Genomic DNA, 23,997 nt, shown 5'->3' with positions numbered 1-23,997 from the left:
ATGATAAAGAGATTAACCAATTTACCTATACGCCAAAAGTTCGCGGTTATTATTATTCCGCTTATCGTAATCATTTTGGCATTTGATTACCTTCAGGTAAGGTATCACTACCTTGATTATTCTGATAGTGTACGATTAAATAAGGCAATCACGGTCGGGATTGAGATCAATCATGTGGTGCATGAGATTCAGAAAGAACGAAGTATCTCATCTGGGTTTTTAGCAAATGAAGGAGAAAGCTTTGGAATAAAACTCAGTAAACAAAGAGATCGAACGGATAGCACACTTCAGCAGTACTACAATGAATTATCAAGTGGGGAACTTGATGAATTGATGGAACTGCACCGTGTGGACCTTGATGAGCTAAATTCCTATTTTGAAAAGCTATCTGCACTCAGAAAAGGAATCGATCAACATAGAATTACTTCAGAACAATCGATCGATCGGTTTTCAGAGATCAATAATGTAGCACTGAATACGGTAATTAAGCTTATTGATGAAACCAGAGATAAGGAAATAGCGCAGCAGATTCATGCAATAATCTATTTTTTAAAATCAAAGGAGTATGCAAGTATTGAAAGAGCCATCGGAACCCAGGTTTTCTCGCTTAATCATATCGGTTTTGACCTATATAATAGGTTTACTACACTAGTGTCCAGGCAAAACTCTTACCTGGATGCATTCATAATTATTGCCAATGAGGAATCAATTAATTACTACAGTCAGATTGTAAAAGGTGATGAAGTCGATGAGGTCAATCGAATGCGAGAAGTCGTGTTTGCCAATGACACGTTAGTAGAAAATCCCGATATTTGGTATGAGGTTAGCACAGCTAAGATTAATGCGCTCAAAAGGGTAGAAGACTATATGTCGGATAATATCCAGAAGAGAACCGAAGAGATTGCTTCTTCCTCCGTACGCAACTTTTGGACGTTTTTAATTTTAGATGTTACCATTGGTATTATTGCTTTCTGGTTGATGACCACATTGGTGACTAACCTATTAAAGAATGTGAGCATTCTTGAAGCCTATACGAAACGGATTTCAGCAGGGGATATGTCCAAAAAAGTGGTCATACCTACAAAAGATGAATTAGGGCAGTATGCAAATACCTTTAATAAGATGGTATTTGAAATCCGAAAATCACATTTCGAACTTCGCAAACAACGAGATCGGGCTAAATTCTTGTATAAAAATATATATGGAGTTTCACTGGTTGTTTTTGAGAATATCGAACAGGGAATTTTTCTGCTTGACAAGGAATTTAAAATCTCAAAGTTTCATTCAAAGGCAATGAAAGAGATTTTCAGCAATGATCACATTGCTGGAGAGAATTTCACAAATTTCATGCGACCTCTAATTCTACCAAGAGAACTGGAGGCATTGGAAATGTTCATGCGTCACCTTTTCAATGAGGATATGGATGAGGATGTGGTTAATCAATTAAATCCGATAGATCAGGTTAAAATCCATACGGAGCAGGATGGAATCGTAGCTACGAAATACATTCGAGTAGATTTCACCAGGATTTTTAGAAAGAATAAGATTCAGAATATCATGGTAACTGTATCTGATGAAACTGAATCGATCTTGTTGCAGCAACACTTAAACGAGGCTGAGAAGAAGAAACAACAAGAAACAGAAAGAGTGCTTAGCATTCTTAAAATTGATCCATCCATACTTCGAGGGTTCTTACATAACTCAAGAAAAATGCTGAAAAGTATTTCTGAGCGATATGAAAAGAATGAAGAAGATGAGTATTCAGAGTTATTAAGTTTCACGTTTGATATCATTCACAACTTAAAAGGAAACGCTGTAGTGATTGGAATGGAATTGATGGCGGATAAATTCCATGAAATTGAGGATGCAATTACTGCATTGCAATCTAAAGACGTAAGGGGCAAGGATTTTCTAGCGATTCTCTATGAAGTAGACGAGGCAGATAGAATGATCGCTGAGATTTCTGAAATGCTTTATAAGATTATCAATATCTATAAGAAATTTCCTGCCGAAGGTGACTCAGTATCTAATATCATGGTCATTGATTCTCTGGAGCGTGGGGCAGAATTAATAGCTAAGGAAGTTGGCAAGACCGTTAATCTGACCTTTAACAACATAGATAATGTGATTTTACCTGAAACATATGTCAATCCTTTTAAGGATATGATGATACAGTTGATTAGAAACTCGGTTGTTCACGGCATTGAAGACTCCAATGTTCGTTTGAATGACGGAAAGGTTATAACAGGGGAACTCCTAATAGAGCTTTCAAAAAGTGACAATGAAGTGTTTATCCGCTATAAAGATGATGGAAGAGGAATTGACCTTGAGCAGGTAAAAATCAAAGCTGTTGAGCATGGAGTGATAACTGAAACGGCATTGAAATCAATGGAAGACTTTGAAATTCAGGATTTGATTTTTCACGAAGGATTTTCAACCGCGGATCAATCTGATACCCATGCCGGAAGAGGCCAGGGTATGCATTTGGTTAAATCAATAATTGATGAATACAGAGGAGCATATGAAATCACTTCGACTTCAGGAAAGTCTTTTGAAATGATGATTAAACTTCCAATTCTAGATCAGGAAACGGAGGAAGAAGGATGAAAAAGAGATTGCTAATAGTTGACGACTCATCTGTAATGCGTCGTACTATAGAAAAAAATCTTGCTAATTATGATTTGGAAATAATTGGCCAGGCAGCTAATGGAGTAGAGGCTGTACAAATGGTTATGGACAAGAAACCTGATGTAGTCACTTTAGATATTACCATGCCTGAAATGGATGGAATAGCCTGTTTGCAAGAGATTATGAAAATCAACCCTGAAACAAAAGTGATGATTATAACCGCTCTCGCTGATAAGCTTACTGGTCTAATTGCTTTAGATAAAGGGGCTCGTGGTTTTATGTACAAGCCTGTGAATGCTGCTGACCTTGCGAAATCCTTCGATAAACTATTGAAAAGGGATGGAGAGTAGGAAAGAAGAATTTGAAGCTACCTGTAATTTGTTCATAAATTCTGTGAGCAACTACTTCAAGCACTTAACTGAGATTGACTCGGATATGAAGGTGCCTTATTTGAAGGAATCCGAAGGACTGGTCTTAAAGGACTTTACAGGAATGATCGGAATATCCGGTAGTCGACAGGGGTTTGTTTATATTTCTGCTAATAGGGAGATGTTTGCAGATCTTATCAATATGTTTATCGGAATTGAGGATCCAAGTGAAGAGGATATACTAGATATGGCGGGTGAGATATCTAATGTAGTAGCAGGGAATGTTAGAGCAAACCTCGGAGCTAATTTTATGATTTCTGTACCTACGGTGTTTGAGGGCATGCCAAAAGAACTTCAAATCCCGGATAATGTTTCCATGTATGTTATTCCAATTAAATGGAATAACCATGAGGCTTTCGTAGTATTAGGCTTAGATTAAGGACGATATGGGGGAGTCAGGTAAGAAATCAAACGAATCTAATTGGATCATAAACATTGATCAGATTCAGGATAGCACACGAAGGAATTATTTTTCAGTGCTTCCAGAAGAGAAAAAACTACAGGAGTTTTTCTCAGATGCCTTTGTAATAAACAACCCTAAAGGAAGTGTGGGAGGTGACGGATTTTGGTTACACAATCACGATGATGATGTATATCTGGCGCTTTTTACTTGTGTAGGAGAAGGTCACCTGGCAAGCATGATGATTAGAATCTACATGAATGCCCTTAAAAAAATGGTAGAAGGTTATTCCATTGATTTTCCGGGATCTATTCTGCAGTTTTTACATCGAGAAGTTCAAGCACGTTTCAAGGATAAAAACAATATCCTCCTAAATACCAATGCAAATGTGGGTATTGTAAAACTTAATCGAGTATCTAAGCAGATGGAATTTGCAGGCGCTAATATGGACCTTCTTCAGGTTCATAGAAATGGAGCACACGTAATTAAAGGGGAGGAAAGTCAGGTAGGGGAGACAGGCGAACACAGGCCCAGTTACAACTCTATTTCACTTGAAAATACAACGGATTCGAACTTCTATCTCTGTAGCACCGGCACTTTCAATTTGATTGGTGGCCCGGACTTGAAAAAGATAACTGTCAATCAGTTAGGCACATTCTTAAGAGATAAACGAAGAATGGAAATGGACGAACAAAAAGCGATTATAGATCAATACTTAACTGCCTGGACAGGAGCTAATCGTCAAAACGACGATATCATGGTAATTGGGTTTAAATCCTAAACTCCTTGTGCAATCATTTTTTTCTTTTCCAAAAACTCATCATACGTACTTAAAGTATCGGTATAACCATCAGGTCGTAATTCTAGAACTCGATTGGCAACCGTCTGTGTGAATGTATGATCATGTGAGGTAAACAAAATTGTCCCTGGAAACTCTTTTAAAGAGTTATTTAATGCCGTAATTGATTCCAGGTCTAAATGGTTAGTTGGTTCGTCAAGAATGAGCAGGTTAGCGCCTTGTAACATCATCCTGGAAAGCATACAACGTACCTTTTCTCCTCCGGATAGCACACTACACTTCTTAAGTGTTTCTTGACCGGAGAAAAGCATTTTTCCTAAGAAACCACGTATGTATACTTCGTCTTTCTCCTCATCTTTTGAATACTGCCTTAACCAGTCGATTAAGTTATCATCACCTTTAAAGAATTCAGAGTTTTCATTGGGCAAGTAGGCATGTGTAATTGTTTGTCCAAATTTGAATGTTCCAGCTGTTGCCTGTTGCTCCTCCATTAGGATTTGGAAGAAGGAAGTCACAGCAAGGCTTTCATCACTTACCACAGCTATTTTATCACCTTTATTCACAAATAGATCCAGGTCTTTAAAAAGATACTCCCCATTTACTTCTTTTGATAGGCCTTTTGTCTCTAAAATTTGATCACCGGCAGGTCTGTTTTGTGTGAAAATAATTGCTGGATATTTTCTGTTTGAAGGTTGAATTTCGTCTACATTAATTTTGTCTAACAGCTTTTTCCTACTCGTGGCTTGTTTAGACTTAGAAGCGTTTGCACTAAATCGAGCGATAAATTCCTGAAGTTCCTTTTTCTTTTCCTCAGCCTTTTTATTCGCAGAAGAGCGTTGACTTAGCGCTAATTGACTGGATTCGTACCAAAATGAATAGTTGCCTGTAAAAAGCTTTATCTGGCCAAAATCTATATCAGCAATGTGGGTACAGACGGTATCGAGAAAGTGTCTGTCGTGAGATACAACGATGAGGGTATTGTTAAACTCTAATAAGTAGTCTTCAAGCCATGAGATTGTCTGAATATCCAAATCATTGGTAGGCTCATCTAAAATAAGAATATCCGGATTACCAAACAAAGCCTGAGCTAAAAGAACTCTTACTTTTTCAGTACCATTTAGCTCTTTAACTAATTTGTAGTGATCTGATTCTACTATACCCAGACCACTTAAAAGGGCTGCAGCGTCTGATTCAGCATTCCAACCATCCATATCTGCAAACTTTGCTTCCAGTTCTGATGCTCTGTTTCCATCCTCCTCGTTGAAATCAGGTTTTGCATAGATGGCATCTTTCTCCTTCATAATATCCCATAATACCTTATGGCCTATCATCACTGTATCCAAAACAGGTGTTTCATCATATTCATGATGGTTCTGTTTTAGTACGGCCATTCGCTTCCCAGGCTCAATTTTAACTTTTCCGGCATTCGCGGCTATTTCGCCTGATAATATCTTTAAAAAAGTAGATTTACCAGCTCCATTAGCTCCAATAATTCCATAGCAATTGCCAGATGTGAAATTGATATTGACCTCATCAAAAAGGACTCTTTTGCCGTATTGGAGGGAAATATTCTCAGTAGAAATCATTTTTAAATTCGATTAAGCCGCGAAGTTAGATATAATTAAGGCCATGTTAAAGCATTAAAGGGAAATTGGATTCAAATCGATCCTCTCTAAACCTAATTCTAATATTTTGGTACCTACATCGGCAATATTTTCAACTCCATCGAATGATCTCAAATCGATGCTATATAATACGTACTTTAGGTGATGTTAAGTTCAGATTCACTAAAACAGTTATATCAATTATCAAATAATTAAATGGCATTACACGTATCAACTTGCACTGTGATGGATAAAAGTAATAGTCAGGCATTTTCATTTTTGTATGAATTGCTGGATGGAGATCCAGACAAAATCTCGCTAATAGTGAATATGGCCGTTCATTCAATTGAAAGAGATTTGAGTGGCAGCTTTGAGGCTGTTGAAAATCGAGATATCAAAAAAGCGCAAGATCATTTACATAAGATGAAGTCCAACCTCGCCCATCTGGATCTTAAAGAGATTTCTTCCCGCATACCTAACCATAAAAATGAAGATTTTTGGTTCGCATTGCCCGCGTACTTGGAGGAGGTGAAGGCTAATATGTGTCAAGTCAAGAAATTGATGTAATTCTCTCATTATCCCTAACTTTATGATTGTATGAAGAGGGGAGTTTACGTGTTACTTTCGGTAATGATTGGATGTAGTGTATCCAATCAGGTAAATAGTGATTCAAGCTAAATTTTCTTTTTTCGGAGTAAAATACCCTATTATGGGTATTGACTGCCAGTCAGTTATAGCTTACCTTTAGTTTACATTAATCTATCACCATGGACCCTAATCAATCACTGGCTAATAAGAAACTAGAAGTAGAAATTCAACTTCTTGAGGAGCAGCTAAGTGAAAAGAGAAAGCCAAAATCAATCAGTAAACTTGAGATTATTAATTCCTGGATAAAACGATGGTCAGTTACTATTTTGACTTTAGTTTCAATAATTGGTGGCGTGTGGGGATTAATACTCCCAATCAAATCATACTACGATGAGCGAAGTAAGGCTTTAAAGTACACTTTAAATTCACAAATGGTTCAGTTGGTGAATGGATTAAAAACTGAAGAGGAGGTCGAAGAATCTATCATGATGCTTCAGTACTATGAAATGAACTCTTTAGATATCCTTCTATTCAAGTTGGAGCGTGCTGGAAGTGACACGCTATTGAGAAATAACATTTCTGTTGCAGTAAACAATATCTATAAAAAAAACCACCCAGAGTGTATTGAGCCATTGGCATCAAATGCCCTTAGGCATTTAAGAAAGTCATACGTCAATAAAACAATCGTTGAATCGCCTTTCAGGGCGTTAATGAATTATATATATGTAATTAATGAACTGGAGTGTGATGGTAGTGATCAAAAAAAACTGATAAAGGCCTTAAATCCACTATATGAAGCTGTTCCACAGTCTGAGTCATTTAACGCAGCAAGAAGAAAATTAGAAAAAATAATCAATCGAACTTCATGAGAAAATGCAATGTGTTTTTCTCGATCTTATTTATACTAATGGGTTTAGATATTGATGCCCAAACACGAAGAATACTACTATTATCTCCTCATTATCAGGTACGATCACATCAGAATATCTCATCAGAGATATACAAGCAACTTGGTGAAACAAATCTTTTTGAACAAAGAAAAAAAAGTGCCTATTGGGAAACAGCCCTGCAAGAAGACAAAAGACGAATACTTGAAAAAGTAGATTACATTTTTAAGAGTACATTAACGTCTACAGGCAGATCTATACTTTTAAACCTGGCACTATATGATGATCAAGGTAAACAGATAGAAAATAGTGTTTTGTCAATCAATTTGAGAAAAGAATCCTGGCAAAATGGTGTTAACGATGCTGTTGAAAAAGTAAAGAAAAAGCTAAACTATTTTGATATACATGGTCAATTCAAAAAGCCAATTAAAGTGGAAACAATGGATTGCTCTCATTTAAAAGATACGTTTCAACGTTGGCTTGTACGTTCTCTTCAAAAAAATACAAGGCTGAGTAAATTTCATACCATTTGCATTGATGAGCAATGTATTACAGATCTTGTGATTGATGATTTTGATTGTTGGGAAGAAGATGATGGTAAAAAGAGTTTAATTCTCACAATAAAATATAGAGATAACACAGTAGATATTGAAGGTAATATTGATGATGATTATCGTGTGTTTACCACAGCCCTTGCAGAGCAAATATTTATAAAACTGAAAGAAATCCAATGAAGTCAAAACCTATATTCATTCTATTTTTTTGCGTGGCTATTTGCTTTAATATCGTCGGTCAAGCTACCTATAGGTCTCGACCAAACCTAATTCAAGTTGAGGTTGAGACTTTTCGAGATATTTCAACGAATGTTAAAAGCACAAGTATCGAAAATCAAGTAAGGGAAAGTTTTATCTTAGGATTAAAGGGATATGATTTATTTCGAGTGATTTCAAATGATTATAGCAAATCAAATGAGCAAGTAGCAACTAAGAATAAGCAAGAAAAAAAAGAAGTGATCAATAATTCCTCTTACTCAATTAGGGGGGATTTCACTTTAAATAATAATGATTTCAGTATTTATGTAAGAATAAAAACACCCAGTGGTGAATTTCATACTATAGATAAAATAGTCCGACCATCCAGAGAGATTCTGTCAGTACTTAATGATGCTGTCTCGAATACGACTGCAAAAATCAATCAATTGCAGTTAGATAATATAATCGGCACAAAAAAATTAGCAATTATACCCTTGCAAATCTCGGAGAAAGATGATGATTATCTGAGAACATATTTGAAAGAATTAGTTGTCAGAACAAGCTTATCCGTGCATAACTCAATGATCCAAATAGTTCCTTGGAAAGAGGTAGAACCATTATTTTTTGTTGAAAAAGATGTTAAGAAGCTTTTTCAGCAAAATCAAGAGTACGATGGAATAATATCATATTCAGCTAAATATCAAGATTCTGATTATATAGTGGTCTCAAAGTTGGCCATTAAGGGTCAAAAAAAATCTCTAAATCTATTTGAATACAATTTTTTTGGAGAGGAGATCGAGTATGCCTCGAACGATATTGAATTACTTCTCGGTCATATAATTAATGAGGACGGCTCATGGAATACCGATGATTTGGTATTTGAGGCAGACGATGAGCAGGAATATCTTAAAAGAGCTTTGACATATCGCACTCGAAGAAACTATATATTATCCAATTTCATGCTACAAAAAGCCATTCAAGTTAATCCACTCTCTGCTCTCTCCCATTATGAATTAGGGATTAACTATTTCGAAATGGGATTAGAATCGGACAGTATTGGCGATTATGATCGAGCTGAAATACACTATTCAACAGCTGAAACGCAACTTAGACAAGCTTACAGTATTGATTCTTCATCTTTTGATACTAAGAAAAAACTAGGAGAAGTACTAGAGTATCAAGGGGCAACAGTTGAATCGAAGTACTATTATGAGCTTGCTTTCAATCAAAACCCTAATGATTTAATATTAAGAACACGACTTGGCATAGCTTACTATTGGAATTTAGAATACGACAAAACGGTCAAAGTTTTCAACCCTGTAGTAGAGAATGCAGGATTACCTATACTCAGGTATTACCTCGGTTTAGCTTACTCAGGTATAAATAATGATGAAAAGGCCCTTTATCATATGCAGATACTCTATGAGAAAAACCCTGAAAACATTGATTATCAATATGGCCTAAGTACATTATATGTAAAAAAAGCGCTTGCCTCTTATTCTGCAGAAAACTACGTTGGAGCAATAGAGCTTTTTGACCATGCGGCATCATACTATCCGCTCGGTGGCTATATGATAAATTACTACAGAATGGCTTTGCTCAAGCAAGGGGATTTTGTCAAGGCAGATGAATTTCTCTCTGTTCAGATTAATAGTGATAACTTGGAAGAGGCATACATATTATATGAACACTCAAGTGACCTTATCGGGATGTGGTTTACTACCCAGACCAAAGCGCTAGAACTTTTCCAACAAGCTGAAAAATATGCCCTAAAGTATGCTGAAATGGCTCCAGGAGACCCTCGGGCATATTCTTTACTTGGTTTGATCTATTACAATGCAGGAGAGAATCAAAAAGGACTTGAAAATATGGAGAAAGGTTGGGCATTAGATTCTACTGACATATGGGCAGGAGTGAATTTACTTGAGTCATATCTTACTGAAAGTCAATACGATAAATCCTTAAAATTACTTGATTACCTTCAAGGATTTGAACTGGATAGCGAAACCTACAGTGATCAACTAATTATGATGAATCTAATGGGATTTCTAGGTAAAAATATGACTAATCAAAACAGTGGATCTGAAAGACGTTACATTGATCAATTCCTGGAATCGGGCAAAAGTATTGAAAGCTGGTATTACAACCTTTTGGACGATTGGATGAAGGAAATTGAAAATAACGTTTCTGCGAATAGATTGAATCAAATGAAATCATATATAGATAAAGTTCGTAATGTCACAGTTATCAAATAGTCCGTACATTTCAACTTAGTTATTGTTAACTCAAGCCCTTTAAGCTATTAGGTTTAAATAATTAAAAATTGTTTACTTTATAGTAGCTTTTAGGAACATGTTGAAGAGGGGAGTTTATGTGTTACTTTTGGTAATGATTGGATGTAGTGTGTCCAATCAAGGCAACAGCGATAGCATACGTATGGTAAAACTCAGCTTTAAAGAATGTGGTCCTGACTTACCATACAATAAAATTGAGCTTAAAATCCCTGAAGGATTTACTCAGGAACGTTTTAATGATCAACATGGGTTTTGTGAATATCGGTTTTCATACCTTGATGAATCGATTTTATACGTAAGCTCAAACATTTATTACGGCTCCTCGCTGAATTACCAAAACCGCTTAAATGCTGGTATTAAAACCTATTCCAATAATCGTACTTTGAACGACTCAATCTCAAATTCAGGAAGAGATAACAATCAAAAATATTGGATGGAATTAGTAGGTTCAAACTACGTTATCGGTTATCTCAATTATCCCGATTCTATTTCAATCACTGAATTATTTCAGGATATTATGTTGATTAACTAGTTGGGTTCAACTTCTTGCCGGAAAGGGGAGAGGAATAGTATAAGGAATACCGTTTGCAACAAGAGCGCTGCTTCCATTTTTTAAATCAATTCTTAGTTTTTTGTGAAGCTCTCTTCGTATCATGTTTTCATGAAATAGTGCACGAACCTCCCTGGCCGGAATAATCATTCCGTAGGCTTGTACAAGTCGGTCATCTAATAACCCAAAATTGGCATCATATGCATGTGCTAATTCGTGTGCAAGATGCATTTTTTTATGTCTGCTACTCCATCGTATCTCTGCTCCACTTCCTATTTGATTGAATGGAGCATAGTCAACAATATTTTCCTTTTGTTCCATGATTTGGAATGCATATGCGTTGTTATTTAGCACGCCAAATCGATTACCAGGTATGGGCACCAGTGTATAGCTGTCTATAGCATTCACAATAGCTATCGTAAACTTGTTTTCCGATTCTTGTAACGTTTTTATGATGTTCTTGGCGTACGGAGATTTGGTGTACAAAGAATTCAAAGAATTCAATACTTTCCTTAAATACCTGCCTGATTTTTTGCCATCTACTTCTTTGAGTTCACACTTTGACTCAGTCAACTCATAAATTTTCTCATCTTTATAAAGAAACTCCTTTTCCTTCAATTTGATCCAAAGACCTCTTTTATCAATATTATTCAAATTCTTGTATGAAGTAGTGCGTAAAAATTGAGCATTGGGACCCAATGGGCTGAATACATTTTCTTTTTTTTTCAAATCTTTCTTATGCAAGAAAGAATAATTATTAAAGGGTTTCAGTAGAGAATCAGTTTCGCCCCTATATTGACCGAATGTGTTAAGAGTGGCAATCAATATTAAGAACGTAATCCAATATTTTGATATTGGTTTTAAAGCCATTTTAGATAGTCCAGTAGTTTTGAGTAATGACTTTAAAACGAGAATGTTTGGACTAAAACTGACTATTCGCTTAAAAAGAAGCGTTTTTTGTAAAAAAGAAGATTAATCTTAGTGTATTTGCTGTTTATGCCAGCTGAAATTGTGCAAAAAAGCTAGCACCCTGGCCCTTCTCACTCTTGCACCAGATTTTCCCACCCATAGCATCTATGTATTTCTTTACGATAGATAACCCAAGTCCACTGGAAGTTTCATTGCCAGTTGGTGAGGCACTTAATTTTTGGAATACTTGGAATAGTTTCCCTTGCTCTTCCTTGGAAATACCAGGGCCCTGATCCTTAACTTCAAGTTGTGCTTTACCTTTGCGTGTTCCTAGTGAGATAAATACTGTCCTATCAGCCGGAGAAAATTTTATTGCGTTTGAGATCAAATTTTCGATGATCTGGTTGACATAGGTCTGTTCTCCCTGGATCATTATACGTTTGGTAATTTTGGAATGAATTTCGATTTGTTTAGCTATTGCTTGCGATTCAAATTCTTTGCAAATTGATGATAGTGTTTCTGAGAGATTAACTGATTCCAGCTCAAGGTTTGATAACCCCCGTTCTATGGCTTCAACATCAAGAATTTTAGAGACCATGGAAGATAAGCGGGTAGCACTTCCTTCAATTATTTCAAGTGGTACATCCAATTCCTTTTCAGTGGCAATGGTTTCTTCCTTTATTAGCTGGACTGATCCCATTATATTGAACAGGGGATTTTTTAAATCATGCGCAACAATATTGATTAAACTGTTCTTTTCCTTATCAAGTGCTTCCAGGTCTTTATTCTTCTTATCAATGAGTTCGTTTTGCTTTTCTAATTGATCATTTGCTTCTGATAAATTGATTCCCAGCTGTTTTTGTTTTTTGTAGTTCTTTAATATGATAATTGTAAAAAATACAATGACGAAGGTAAGGGCGATCAAGAAATTAGTTTGAAAGGTTTTTTGTTGGAGCTCTAATGATTGGGCGGCAAGCTGTTTGCCAATCTGTTCTTCTTGGATTTTCGCGAACATTCCTTCAATACTTCTTAGATTATTGTCTTTTTTCTGAATTGATTCTAGTTCGTTGTATTTGGTATAGTATAGACGAAGACTATCAAGGTTTAACTTTATCTCATGGCTATATAAAGCAATGAGGTTCTTGTAGTTAGCAAGAATGATATCATTGAGGTTTAAACCTTTGGCTATTGAAAGACTTTTCTGCGCATAGTAAATGGCTGAATCTGGTTCTACATCTATATGTAAAGTGCTTAGGTCAAGAAAGACCTCAGCTATATAAGCTTGATCATCTAGTTCAACAAATAAATCGAAAGCATTATGAAAGTACCTCTTAGCGATTTTTTTGTCACCCTTATTATAGAATAATCTGCCTAGCCCCTGATTGGCATATGCTACATATCTCCTTTCACCAATTTCATTGCCAATTTCTATAATTGTTTGATATGATTTTTCTGCTTCAGTTAGGTTCCCTTTTGAGAGGTTTGCACGAGCTAAACTGACTTCAGCAAGTAGATGCCTTGATGTATTTGGCCTTTCCTCTGTAAGTGAAACAGCCATAGTAGCGTACTTAATAGCGCTATCATATTGTGATAAATCATGATAGACTTCAGAAATGTTCGAAATGATGACAGAAAGGCTTTCAAAATCTGGCAATTGCTTACCAATCAGGAAGGACATATAATAGTAATTCAATGCTTCAACATAACTACCAACTGTTTGAGAGGTTACACCCAGGTTGTTATAGGTAGGAGATAATAAGCCTGGATCATCAAGCTGAAGAGCGAGCTTTAATGCTTGGGATTTATAGTAGCGACCAGAATCAATTAGACTCATATAGTTATATAGGCCCCCAAACAACCTATAGGAAATAGATTGAAGCTCAAGATCGTTCAAGTCTTTTGAAATAGCGATTGCCTCGCGTCCATATTTAACGGCACGATTTGGCTCAATCGTCCATGATGCTTTTACGAGTTCATGGAGCAAAGCAACTCGCTCTTCACCATTTAAACCAGGAAGTTGTAACTCAAGGCTATCAATCTTTGAAGACTGACCAAAAGCGTTAAAAACAAATAAAAGGCATGCGATGACGGTAATCTTATGCATGGATAATCTATGTGCCAATTAATTTACTTAAAAAAGGGAGCAAAACAGTTAATCAATTAAAGGAATCATATTTACATATAACTACTTTATACTCAATTGTTTATGATTTTGTAAATTTTATAAGCTATCAATAAAAAGTATTGATGAGGTGGGTTGGTTAGGGTTTTGACTAAAGCTGGCTATTCATACTAGCTGGTGGTCAGCCTTACTCAGGCGCTTTTTCTATTTGGCTGTTCGTTTGGATGATATTCAATGAACCTAAAATTCATATCAAGTAAGTCACTATAGTCCTCACCTGCTTCCAGCATGTCTTCATCGTCTTCATCATAGTACCATCGCACTATTACCTCTTTGCCTTTTACTTCCAATGATTTTATTTCTTTTAGTAAATCGTAAATACATTTAGAAGAGCTTGTATTGAAGTATTCCATTTTTATTCTTACATCCAATCTGTCTGAAACCATTTCGCTTGAAAGTGTAGACCTCAGTGGTTCATAAAACTGAATGCTATTCTCAGGACTCGATCTACCGAATAATTTGAATACACCTTTCGAAGGATCGAGAAGAACAGCTGGGGTGTTTCTAGTAGGATAAATTTTGATCGGTTCCATTGATGACATTTTCTACCTTAAAAAGACTAAATTTTTTTGAAACATGGGAGTGTTTTTAGGTGAGAAGTCGATTTTGCTCGTTAAGTGATTCTCACAACTTGATAAAGAACTTTGAATTAAAAAACGTCATAGTTTTATGTGAAGAATTAATGGTATTAATCGAAGAGTATGCTAGTCGTAGCTAATTTTAACGATAGACATTTTCCGAGTTTTATTCCCTAAATCAAGAGAAGCTTGGTCACCAACTTTCTTACCTGATAGCAATCGAGCAATAGGAGAGGTAAAAGCTATTTTGGCATCTTTTACATTCGCCTCATCAACTCCTACAATCTGAAAAGTTTGACTTGAGTTTTCACCCTCAAATTTTAAGGTGACAATCGCTCCAAACCTGACTTCATTTTTCTCCTCACTGGATAAGGATAACAACCTTGCGGATTGTATCCGTTCGTCCAATAAGGTAAGCTTCCCTTTAATTAATTGTTTGGAGAATCTTTTCGCCTTGTCATCGTCACCAGGTAAAGAATCCATTTCTTCCTGAAGCTTTACTCTTTCAGACTTTAACTGCTGCAGCCCAAAGGGCGTTACATAATTAATAGAACCGTTTGGTAAGGGGGCTCTGGGCGGAATTAGCGGGGCTTCTTCCTGATTATCCTCATTGACAAATGCTCTGCTCATTTAAGTAGTAAAAGATAAATTAGATTGAAAAATTGAACCTAACGAAAGTGGGTTAACTGATGAATCGATTTGTAACGTCTTTGTACGTACAAATAACTCGAATAATTGACCCTACTTCCAGTATAGGATGGGCATTAACTTCCAGCCAAACCTGATCGTTTTTTAAAGGCCTGGAAACACCCATGATAACTCCAAGTTTGGGTTTATAGTTCGTGATCACATCGATGATTGGAAAATCATATGTTTCAAATTTGCTACCATCTTCATGTATTACCTTCCAATACGGGTCCATGGCTGAATTACCAAGAAATTGCTCTTTGGAAAGTCCCAGCAGTTCGTAAGCAGCCGAATTACAGGCTATAGGTGTGGCGTTAGGATTATAAATTCCAACACCAATGTCAAGTCCTTCAACCAAATTAAGAAAGGATTCTTCACTCTCTTGAAATGCAGTATTTAGTTTTTCAATTTCTAAGTGGGCAGTCATCAAACATAGAAGTCAGTTACTATAAAGATAAAGAATCGACGGCTTTAATCTTACTTTTATAATGGTCAATCCAACTTCAAATGATGAATGTGTTCGTCAATTAGATCTATTCTTTCAGTGATGTGACTGACATACTTGTCTAATTCCTTTTCTAATTTTTCTATTTCCTTGAAGTACTTGGAGCTGTTAGGGTCATATTCCTTTCCTATTTCTTCAAACTTTTGACATTCCGTTTGAAGAAAAGTTTTAAAATTAGGTGTCGTATATTCGGTCTCAACGGTGAGAATGTCCGCTAAGGTTGCCTCTGCTTCTTTGTCTTTTTTATTCTCATACTTTTCACTGACTATATTATAAAGCACTGTATCGTAGTGATGAATTTTGTCCAGTAGACCAATCGTTTTTTCTCGATAAACATCAGATGAACAGTAATATTTTATTCCGGAAAATTTACTTAGATCAACTGCTTGCTTATCCCATTTGGCGGTTAGATTGTCAATGGTTTTAACTATGTCTTCGTTTTGAGAAAAGCTTAAAAAAGAAACTGTGAGTAAGAAGATAGATAGGATAGGTTTCATGGGTTGCTTTTTAATTACAAATGAAATTACCATAAAATACCTTTTTTGACGGCCTAATTAGTCGTCAATATCTACTTATAGACCGAAAAGTCATGAAAAGGACTCGTTAGAGCATGAAGCATTTACTACTTCACAACAATCTTTTTGGTTGTAATTGCATTGTTAATGTTCAGCCTAATAAAGTAGATGCCCTCTGTTAAATCAAAAGGAGTTACAATATTTTCATTAATCGTTCCTTCCTGATTGGTGATAATGAATGTACTCCAAATCTGACTTCCATCAAGCTTAAATAGTGAAATAGGTACAATTGCATTTTTCTCAATTCCTGAGATAATCAATTGAAACGAACCCTGATTTGGATTTGGGTAGATAGAGAATTTATCGGCACTTGTGTTCCAATATACCCGAACGATTTTTGAGTAATTCTTAGCACCATCGTAATCAGTCTGGCTTAACCGATAAAAACTTGCCCCCACGAATGGTGAAGCGTCAATAGCTTGATAACTAAGTCTCTCATTGCTATTTCCGGCACCTGATATCTTATGAATTCCTTCAAAATTGAGACCATCCACAGATCGTTCAAGAGTAAAATAATCGTTGTTTACCTCCGTACGTGTGGACCACTCTACTAAAACACTATCGCCCATATGCAGGGCAGTAAAATCCTCTAATTCCACTGGTAAAACGCTTGGAGAGGAGCCACCTCCAACTGGACTAAAAGAGCTCACGCCAGAGACTGAAGCTGCATAAGGATCCGATCCTGTGGCACTAATTCCACTTCCATAAACCTCCCAATCCATTCCATTGTAATGACTTATGAACATGTCTGTGCGATCAAAATCGGTGAGCTCATGAGCTGCATCCCATTCTATGGTTAAGGTTACATCTGACCCGCCCGAAGAGCCCTCGCTTACAAACCAGGTACGATCTATAGCGTCAGCAGTTTGCTGAGTTCCTGATCCAATCTGTCCTTCGGAGTAAACTGTGCTGACAACCCGTGCACAAAAATCATCGGCTGTACCCACGTTATTAATGCTGAGGGGGTTATAACTTGAAGCACTTGGGCCTATTGGAAATACTCGAGTACCATCAGCACTTTCCAAATCATTCTGACATAGCTCACCTAACCCATCTGTGACAATAAAAGCGGAACTACTTCCACCGGAAATAGTTGCAGTGTTTTCGATAGTAAGGTTATTATCATTCAGGGAAAGGTTTCCTGCTGTCAGCGTTAACTGGTTTCCTACGTTTGCAGTTTGTCGTAGTTCAGCGGATTGACTGGTCTTATTAACAACTATATTATGGAAAGTGGTAGGGGTGGAGCCAGTAATGTCTTGCTCTTGCGCACCTGAAAATTCGATGGTTCCTCCATTCGTGGTTAATGTACCATCATTGATGAAGTCTCCTTCCAACGTTAGAGAAAAACCTGATAAATCCAGTGATGCTCCAGATTCAATATTCAAAACTCCTATTGTTCGAGATTGATCCAGGACGGGATAGTCTGTCAATCCAGTTGGAATGAGTATGTCATTACTTATAGTGGGAACTGAGCAAAAGCTCCAATTACCAGCTTCATTCCAATTCGTGTTTCCATTGCCTCCTGTCCATCTATTCTCCGCAGTTTCCCCCTCAATGGTATAAAAACTACTGGGATCTGACTGATTATTATACTCAGTGAGTATCCAATCTGATGACCGTGCCACATCTGAAACTTTCACTTCATCAACAAGTCCATCGAGCTCATTGCCATTCCATCGGGCTATTTCAAGATTATTAGCAGCGGTAGTTAAAGCAGCAGTAGTATTGTCAAAAAGAACTCCATCATAATACAGCTTAACAACTGTTCCATCATAGGCAAGAGCGTAGTGGTGCCAACCAGTTGAACTATTGCTCAAGGTAAACTCATCATTGTTGCCATTGTATTCTATGTCCCAATTATCATCAGTTCCATTATCGGTGTGAAGCGAAAAATCATTTGCTATTGTGCCTCCCTGAAATAATCCACCGTCATCAAAAGCATCTGCCTGAGCCCACAATTCAACTGTTCTTGTGCCGGCTGCTGTGGATTGCGGTCCTGTTCCCAGGTTGATATAATCATCAACACCATCAAAATCAAAACCGTCACCTATTTGAGCGCTTACAACATCCGCACCGTTCATGGTGCCATTTGAGGTCCCATCATTCATGTTGCTAGTTCGATCATCCACCACAGTTGTGGCTGCCAAATCGTCGTTGAAGTGATATACTCCAAGGTAGTTTGTGTTATAGGTGGCGTTTACAGAAGGATCACCGCCGGCATAACTACAATTGCCGTAATACATAAAAATCTCTGTATCGGCATTTACAAATAGGGTAGGAATCCGAATCCATGTAATATATTCCCCTGTTGTTCCATCATATTTTTCAATATCAAAATCAAGTGTGGTTCCATCAGCGAGTGTAAAGAGAATGTCGTATCCATTAGCGTCCTGCACCTTGCCTGATGCTTGAGCAAGATCAACATCTGTAGTACTAAAAAGAATTGGAAAGTCGATATGATTGCTGCTTCCGGCTACTAATGTATTATCAATGGTTATTTTCTTGCGAAAGGAGTAGTCCGCGATAAAGTCTGGACGAACAGTTATTTGAACCACATTTGAATAGATAATACATGAACCATTATCCACTTCGGCACGAAAATAAGTTTTTTCAGTCAGGCTCCCAGTGTTTAGTGTACTCGAAGTTTCACCACCAACATCTGAAAAGGAAGAATTATCTGAAGAGGTTTGCCATTGAATGGTACCAGATTCTCCGGTTAGTGTAATTGTTGCACTTGCATTATAATCAATGGTAGCGTTATCCGCTGTAGCTGTCCCTCCATTTCCATTGTAATCTTCGATACCTAGTGAATAGAAGGTGGCAGGATCATTTTGACTGTTATATTCTGTTGCAATCCAATCTGCTGATCTAGCAGAGTTTGATATTCTTAATTCATCCAGGACCCCACGATATCTGCGGTTATCTAAGCGTCTCCCTATGTAAAGAGGATTGGTGTTGTCACTTAGGATATTTCCGTCTGCATCGTTACTTGTATTTAAAACGCCATCTACATATAATTTCATTCTGGGATTTGCTGCCAAATCCGCATCATAGGTTAACACAAAATGATGCCACTCGGCATCAACAGCACCATTATCATACCGGAAGTGACCTGAACCAGTCGTGATTCGTTGGTTTAATGCTGCAGGGTTTGTTCCTCCATCTGTACCTAGCATGTATCGTTCCTGATTTACTGCAGGAGATTTCATGATAAAGGGCGCATCTTGTGGAACAGGCAGAAAGTACCTGGCCCAGGCTTCCAGGGTAACCTGATTGGTTATATCCGTGTCAATACTAGTGCTGTTTGTAACACTTATCCAGCTATCTCCATTATCTACTCCCGAAAAACCTCTACCATGGGATATAATACCAATTTCATCATCGGTACTCCCGGCTGAGCCTTCTGTTCCGTCATTGTTATTCGAGGTAGCATCCAGGAAGTCATCCTCAAAATGCCATATCGCTTTATAATTACTGTCCCAGGTAGTAGTTACTGATGGATCTGCCGAAATTGAAGAATTACCATAATGCATATAAAGTACGGTATTTTCTGAAGTCGAAACTGCAGGAACTCTAATCCATGCTATCAAATTACCGGTTCCGGCAGTATAGCTTTCAATTTCATGATCTAATTCTGCACCATTGGCATCAGTAAACTTAATATCGTATCCATTCGCGTTTGTGACCTGACCATTATTTGCATTTGTCCGCAGATCAGGGTCAGTTGAATTGAACAGCATAGGAAAATTACTTAAGTCCGTGCTTCCACTCACTTTGTTTACATCGATAATCACCTTCTTTCTGTAGCAATATCCACTCAGATAATCAGGTTGAACGGTGACTGTAGATATAGTTGAATAGGCTTCACACCCACTATCAGTGACTTCTGCCCTGAAATACGTGGTAGCAGTCAAATTACCAGTGTTAAGTGTAATAGACGTTTCGCTGCTGATATCAGAAAAAGTGATGTTATCGGTCGAAGATTGCCACTGAATTGTACTTCCACTTTCCTGACCTGAAAGTGTGATAGTTGTGCTAGTATTATAATCAATCTCGCTAGATGATGCTGTAGCTGTACCACCATCATGAGGGTACTCTTCCTCACTAAAGGCATAAAAGGTTGAAGGATCACTTTGATTGTTATATTCAGTCAGTACCCATCCTGCAGTATGAGCCGCTTCAGATATACGGAGTTCATCTAGAATGCCTTCAAAAAATCGTGTGCCAGTGAGATCAGCTCGGGTTCCAAGGAGAACGACTTCACCAACTCCAGCATCAATGTTGGTGGAAAAAGCAGAGCTAAATTGCTCTACACCATTTATATAGCCGATCACATTTGTGCCATCATAAGCGACAGTTACGTATGCCCATTCAGTAGTAGGAATAGCTCCACCTTCAAAGTTATTACCACTGTCATTAATCCTGCCCCGGAGTTCTTCATTGCTTGCTCCAGCATCGTTGGTGCCAAGCATATAGCTCTCGTCATTATTTGCCCCTTTCAAAATAAACCCTTCATCATTATCCAGATTTCCTTCAGTATCTACCCATGCGCTAAGCGTGAGGGTATTATCTGTAATCTGAAGACTCGCATCATCAGGCACTGTTATATAATCATCTGTTCCGTCAAAATCTATTGCATTGCCGATTTGACCAGTTACCAAATCAGCAGTGGTCATGGTACCTTGTGGTTGTCCATCGTTGTTATTACCCGTGGCATCAAGTATCGAACCGGCAACATCCCCATTTGGGTCTTCCTCAAGGTGCCAGACAGCTACATAGTCACTATTCCAGGTGGCGGTGGTCGATGGATCGCCGGAAACTGCAGAGTTTCCGTAATAGATATAAATATCTGTATTTGCATTATAAGAGACAGTCGGAACGTTAACCCAGGCTACATATTCACCGGTTGTTGCATCGAAAGAAATGATTTCATGATTCAGCCCGGTAGTTCCATCAGAGGTAGTAAATGTGATATCATAACCATTAGCATTTTCCACATTACCATTATTGGCTACTGTTCTCAGGTCGATATCAGTTGTAGATATCAAAACAGGGAAGTTGCTCAAATCGGCACTGCCACCAACCAGATCTCTATCGACGGTAATTTTTTTACGGTAACAGTATCCACTTGCGAAAGGAGGGAGCACAGTTACTGAGGTGGTAGACGATAGTACCTGACATGAAGCTGATCCAACCTTTACCTGATAATATGTTGTTGCTGTCAAGACTCCAGTGTTTAGGGAGGTGCCTGTTTCACCTCCAATATCTGAAAAGGTCACATTGTCGGTTGAAGACTGCCATTGCAATGGGGTAGTATTACTCCCGGATAGCGTAATTGTCGTAGATTCACCTGAGCGAATGGTACCCTCGGCTGCTGAGGTTGTACCACCTTCAGGTACAGGGGATCCGCATTGTTCTTCTGTTCCTACAGTTGAGACAAACCCTGTTGGGTCATCCTCAATATTGAATTGAGTCAAAAGCCAGTCGGCAGATCGTGCCAAATCTGAAACTCGTGCTTCTTGCATTTGTCCATTAAAGTCTCGACCACCCCCAGGTATATTTCCAAGAGTGGCAAAATCAGTTTCAGAGGGTTCTCCGCTTAAAGTCAGATTTGATCCTGTTAATGCGCCTGTTTGCACCTCTGTACCATTTAGGTAGACACGCACCGTGTTATCTGAGGCATCCCAAGTGTAAGCCGCCAGGTACCATGTTCCTGTATTGTAGGCTACCGGGACGTCATCATCATCTATTTCTGCATCGTTATCTGTGCCTCCATTGTTTACATTAGTTCTGCTCCCAATCACTCCGCCTGTTTGCCTCAGCAGCCAGGTTTCATCATCTCCACCTGTTCCCCAGCATTTACCGAAAATTCGATCATCCCCAGTATCATCTGGGTTGATCCAGACCTGAACTGTGAAAGACGACCAGGAATTATCATTAATAGCCTGAAGACGGATTCTATCATTCGTTCCATCAAAATCCTGAGCAGAGCCAAATTTCCCCGTCGTTTGTGTTGGAGTTGCCGCTGTAGTTCCACTATTTGGAAGCCCGCCCCCTGTGCCGTGCACCCCGTTAGGAGAGGAGTCTGCAAATTCATCTGTACTACCATCTCCGGATTCTTGTAGGTGTAAGACAGCCTGAAAATTACTATTCCAGGTATTTTGAGACGAAGGGTCAGTAGATGCATCACTATTACCATAATACATATAAATGGTCTTATTGGTGGCATTGGTCAAGTCAGTCTTAACGTATGCTCGATAGGCGCCAGTGCCACTAGTGAAGGAAATTAACTCATGATTAAGCTGTGTAATACCATCTGCGTCTGTAAATACTATATCATATCCATCCGACCGTGCATCTGCCGCCAAGTCAGTGTCTGAAGCAAGTTCGAATAGAAGTGGGAAGTCGGAATGGGTGCCACTTATCTCCGTACCATCTAATGTGATTTCTTTTCTGAATTCATACCCCGAAAGCCAGGTTTGAGCAAAAATTGGATATAACGATACCGTAAATATCCCAGTAAAGATTACTTTGATTATGTAGTTAGAGCGTAGCATGTAGAGACGGTTAATCTGTATCTAAGATAACTTTTTTATAAGCAAATGAGGCTTTTTTTCGAGGAGTAAGAGGAATTAATAGCTAAAGGAGAACGGTAATCAGCTTATTGATGTAGTCGTCACTTAATGTTCGGTATTGCCCGAAAACGTTATTATTTAGCGTGGCACGGCTAGAGGAAAAGAAATCATTAATCGCTTCATACATCTCAGCTTTGCTGAGGACTCCATCTTTATTAATGTCTAATTCCTTGAAAGCAAATATGATATTGCTTCGTTTTAAACCAAGCACCTGATAGAGGGATTCAAATTCATCAAAGTCGATAAAACCATCCTTATTGTGATCAAACAAGTCAAATAAAAACCGTACAGCTGAAACAGAAAACCATCTAATAAAGTAAGATTCCTTATCTGTTTCATTATTTTTTTTAATTATCCGGACCCATTCCAGAATACTGATTTGACGAGCTTTCCCGGTATGCGCTTCTATTAGAAGACGATCAAAGCTTTTTAATGATATGTAGCGCAGGTGTTTCTGCTCACCTCTACTGAATAGGCCGGGTTTGACATTGACCAGACGATTGATTATTTCATCTATGTCAGCTGGCTCTAATACGCCATCACGGTTGGCATCCAGCACATAGAAAAAGAACATCCACTTTTTTATTGTATCCTCGAGTTGCAAATCTTATGGGTAATCAAAGGCTAAATGAGCTCAAATCGGCTTATAGAGCAAGTAATCTGATTTTAAATATACGATTTATATAGTTTGATCAAATTAATCAATGATTAGGAGTCTTGATTATGTACACTTAAGAATAATTCACGTACATTTGCAGTGCTCAAGAGAATTTTGAGTACAATAATTAAGTAAAATACGCTGCTCCACGCAGTAGGTAGTATCCGTTCAAGAGTAATTTCCAACAAAAATTCCCTAAACGTGTCCACTCAAGTTGATTTGGCTTATGCCAAATTCAAACGTCTTTTCTTCATTATTGAAGTAATTCGATGGTTGTGAGATTCTAACTAATTAAATCAATCTTCCATCACAAAAAATAAAAAGTTAATTAGATTAAA

General features: G+C 37.8%; 18 protein-coding genes. 9 read left to right on the top strand and 9 right to left on the bottom strand.

Annotated elements, in window-relative coordinates:
• Genes ACO05G_RS08115 through ACO05G_RS08100 form a run of 4 tightly spaced genes read left to right on the top strand, consistent with a single transcriptional unit; the run spans position 1 to position 4,237 of the window.
• Positions 1-2,607, top strand: coding sequence for a nitrate- and nitrite sensing domain-containing protein (locus ACO05G_RS08115; RefSeq protein ID WP_421765508.1), 2,607 nt, complete (start codon positions 1-3; stop codon positions 2,605-2,607).
• Positions 2,604-2,978, top strand: a complete 375-nt coding sequence (locus tag ACO05G_RS08110; RefSeq protein WP_348282225.1) for a response regulator — start codon at positions 2,604-2,606, stop codon at positions 2,976-2,978. Before ACO05G_RS08115 ends, ACO05G_RS08110 begins: the two co-directional genes overlap by 4 nt.
• A complete protein-coding gene (locus ACO05G_RS08105) occupies positions 2,968-3,435 on the top strand; it encodes a chemotaxis protein CheX (RefSeq protein WP_421765507.1) in 468 nt (155 codons plus the stop codon). The genes ACO05G_RS08110 and ACO05G_RS08105 overlap by 11 nt, the downstream gene beginning before the upstream one ends.
• Positions 3,436-3,442: 7 nt before the next feature.
• Positions 3,443-4,237 (top strand): hypothetical protein, encoded by a 795-nt coding sequence (locus ACO05G_RS08100; protein ID WP_421765506.1) that lies wholly within the window; start codon positions 3,443-3,445, stop codon positions 4,235-4,237.
• Here the strand turns inward: ACO05G_RS08100 and ACO05G_RS08095 are convergent.
• Positions 4,234-5,841, bottom strand: a complete 1,608-nt coding sequence (locus ACO05G_RS08095; protein WP_421765505.1) for an ABC-F family ATP-binding cassette domain-containing protein — start codon at positions 5,839-5,841, stop codon at positions 4,234-4,236. The genes ACO05G_RS08100 and ACO05G_RS08095 overlap by 4 nt on opposite strands.
• A gap of 264 nt (positions 5,842-6,105) precedes the next feature.
• On the opposite strand from ACO05G_RS08095, the gene ACO05G_RS08090 reads away from it, so the two are divergent.
• The 5 genes from ACO05G_RS08090 to ACO05G_RS08070 all read left to right on the top strand — a co-directional run bounded on the left by ACO05G_RS08090 (position 6,106) and on the right by ACO05G_RS08070 (position 10,912).
• Entirely contained in the window at positions 6,106-6,426 is a 321-nt protein-coding gene (locus ACO05G_RS08090; protein ID WP_421765504.1) for a hypothetical protein, read from the top strand.
• A gap of 200 nt (positions 6,427-6,626) precedes the next feature.
• Complete coding sequence (locus ACO05G_RS08085; protein ID WP_421765503.1) at positions 6,627-7,316, top strand: hypothetical protein; 690 nt, start codon at positions 6,627-6,629, stop codon at positions 7,314-7,316.
• Positions 7,317-7,354: 38 nt separating this feature from the next.
• Entirely contained in the window at positions 7,355-8,068 is a 714-nt protein-coding gene (locus ACO05G_RS08080) for a hypothetical protein (RefSeq protein ID WP_421765502.1), read from the top strand.
• Positions 8,065-10,341, top strand: a complete 2,277-nt coding sequence (locus tag ACO05G_RS08075) for a tetratricopeptide repeat protein (RefSeq protein ID WP_421765501.1) — start codon at positions 8,065-8,067, stop codon at positions 10,339-10,341. The genes ACO05G_RS08080 and ACO05G_RS08075 overlap by 4 nt, the downstream gene beginning before the upstream one ends.
• Before the next feature lie 97 nt (positions 10,342-10,438).
• The gene (locus ACO05G_RS08070; RefSeq protein ID WP_421765500.1) at positions 10,439-10,912 is read left to right on the top strand and encodes a hypothetical protein; all 474 of its coding nucleotides are present in this window, start codon (positions 10,439-10,441) and stop codon (positions 10,910-10,912) included.
• Positions 10,913-10,918: 6 nt separating this feature from the next.
• Here ACO05G_RS08070 and ACO05G_RS08065 read toward each other — a convergent pair whose 3' ends face one another.
• From ACO05G_RS08065 to ACO05G_RS08030, 8 genes are all read right to left on the bottom strand, one after another.
• Positions 10,919-11,674 (bottom strand): M91 family zinc metallopeptidase, encoded by a 756-nt coding sequence (locus tag ACO05G_RS08065; protein ID WP_421765499.1) that lies wholly within the window; start codon positions 11,672-11,674, stop codon positions 10,919-10,921.
• A 250-nt stretch (positions 11,675-11,924) separates the two neighbouring features.
• The gene (locus ACO05G_RS08060; RefSeq protein ID WP_421765498.1) at positions 11,925-13,943 is read right to left on the bottom strand and encodes a tetratricopeptide repeat-containing sensor histidine kinase; all 2,019 of its coding nucleotides are present in this window, start codon (positions 13,941-13,943) and stop codon (positions 11,925-11,927) included.
• A 209-nt stretch (positions 13,944-14,152) separates the two neighbouring features.
• On the bottom strand, positions 14,153-14,554 hold the full coding sequence (locus ACO05G_RS08055) for a DUF1987 domain-containing protein (RefSeq protein ID WP_421765497.1): 402 nt from the start codon (positions 14,552-14,554) through the stop codon (positions 14,153-14,155).
• A 171-nt stretch (positions 14,555-14,725) separates the two neighbouring features.
• Complete coding sequence (locus ACO05G_RS08050; RefSeq protein WP_421765496.1) at positions 14,726-15,229, bottom strand: GreA/GreB family elongation factor; 504 nt, start codon at positions 15,227-15,229, stop codon at positions 14,726-14,728.
• 52 nt (positions 15,230-15,281) lie between these two features.
• Positions 15,282-15,713 carry a PAS domain-containing protein gene (locus ACO05G_RS08045; RefSeq protein WP_421765495.1) on the bottom strand — a complete coding sequence of 144 codons (432 nt, stop codon included), beginning with the start codon at positions 15,711-15,713 and terminating at the stop codon, positions 15,282-15,284.
• Between the two features lie 65 nt (positions 15,714-15,778).
• Positions 15,779-16,288, bottom strand: a complete 510-nt coding sequence (locus ACO05G_RS08040; protein ID WP_421765494.1) for a hypothetical protein — start codon at positions 16,286-16,288, stop codon at positions 15,779-15,781.
• Positions 16,289-16,413: 125 nt separating this feature from the next.
• Complete coding sequence (locus ACO05G_RS08035) at positions 16,414-22,923, bottom strand: DUF2341 domain-containing protein (RefSeq protein WP_421765493.1); 6,510 nt, start codon at positions 22,921-22,923, stop codon at positions 16,414-16,416.
• Between the two features lie 82 nt (positions 22,924-23,005).
• On the bottom strand, positions 23,006-23,575 hold the full coding sequence (locus ACO05G_RS08030) for an EF-hand domain-containing protein (RefSeq protein ID WP_421765492.1): 570 nt from the start codon (positions 23,573-23,575) through the stop codon (positions 23,006-23,008).
• Positions 23,576-23,997: the final 422 nt, after the last annotated feature.

Source organism: Ekhidna sp. (assembly GCF_965227465.1).
GTDB lineage: Bacteria > Bacteroidota > Bacteroidia > Cytophagales > Cyclobacteriaceae > Ekhidna.
The sequence above is the reverse complement of the archived record's forward strand: the minus strand, read 5'-3'. Positions and strand labels throughout refer to the sequence as shown.

What these genes read in the sequence shown, in the direction of transcription:
- ACO05G_RS08115 (WP_421765508.1), top strand. Translation starts at nt 1, where the DNA reads ATGATAAAGAGATTAACCAATTTACCTATACGCCAAAAGTTCGCGGTT.
- ACO05G_RS08045 (WP_421765495.1), bottom strand. Translation starts at nt 15,713, where the DNA reads ATGACTGCCCACTTAGAAATTGAAAAACTAAATACTGCATTTCAAGAG.
- ACO05G_RS08070 (WP_421765500.1), top strand. Translation starts at nt 10,439, where the DNA reads ATGTTGAAGAGGGGAGTTTATGTGTTACTTTTGGTAATGATTGGATGT.
- ACO05G_RS08085 (WP_421765503.1), top strand. Translation starts at nt 6,627, where the DNA reads ATGGACCCTAATCAATCACTGGCTAATAAGAAACTAGAAGTAGAAATT.
- ACO05G_RS08095 (WP_421765505.1), bottom strand. Translation starts at nt 5,841, where the DNA reads ATGATTTCTACTGAGAATATTTCCCTCCAATACGGCAAAAGAGTCCTT.
- ACO05G_RS08060 (WP_421765498.1), bottom strand. Translation starts at nt 13,943, where the DNA reads ATGCATAAGATTACCGTCATCGCATGCCTTTTATTTGTTTTTAACGCT.
- ACO05G_RS08040 (WP_421765494.1), bottom strand. Translation starts at nt 16,288, where the DNA reads ATGAAACCTATCCTATCTATCTTCTTACTCACAGTTTCTTTTTTAAGC.
- ACO05G_RS08090 (WP_421765504.1), top strand. Translation starts at nt 6,106, where the DNA reads ATGGATAAAAGTAATAGTCAGGCATTTTCATTTTTGTATGAATTGCTG.
- ACO05G_RS08105 (WP_421765507.1), top strand. Translation starts at nt 2,968, where the DNA reads ATGGAGAGTAGGAAAGAAGAATTTGAAGCTACCTGTAATTTGTTCATA.
- ACO05G_RS08110 (WP_348282225.1), top strand. Translation starts at nt 2,604, where the DNA reads ATGAAAAAGAGATTGCTAATAGTTGACGACTCATCTGTAATGCGTCGT.
- ACO05G_RS08055 (WP_421765497.1), bottom strand. Translation starts at nt 14,554, where the DNA reads ATGGAACCGATCAAAATTTATCCTACTAGAAACACCCCAGCTGTTCTT.
- ACO05G_RS08030 (WP_421765492.1), bottom strand. Translation starts at nt 23,575, where the DNA reads ATGTTCTTTTTCTATGTGCTGGATGCCAACCGTGATGGCGTATTAGAG.
- ACO05G_RS08035 (WP_421765493.1), bottom strand. Translation starts at nt 22,923, where the DNA reads ATGCTACGCTCTAACTACATAATCAAAGTAATCTTTACTGGGATATTT.
- ACO05G_RS08100 (WP_421765506.1), top strand. Translation starts at nt 3,443, where the DNA reads ATGGGGGAGTCAGGTAAGAAATCAAACGAATCTAATTGGATCATAAAC.
- ACO05G_RS08075 (WP_421765501.1), top strand. Translation starts at nt 8,065, where the DNA reads ATGAAGTCAAAACCTATATTCATTCTATTTTTTTGCGTGGCTATTTGC.
- ACO05G_RS08080 (WP_421765502.1), top strand. Translation starts at nt 7,355, where the DNA reads ATGGGTTTAGATATTGATGCCCAAACACGAAGAATACTACTATTATCT.
- ACO05G_RS08050 (WP_421765496.1), bottom strand. Translation starts at nt 15,229, where the DNA reads ATGAGCAGAGCATTTGTCAATGAGGATAATCAGGAAGAAGCCCCGCTA.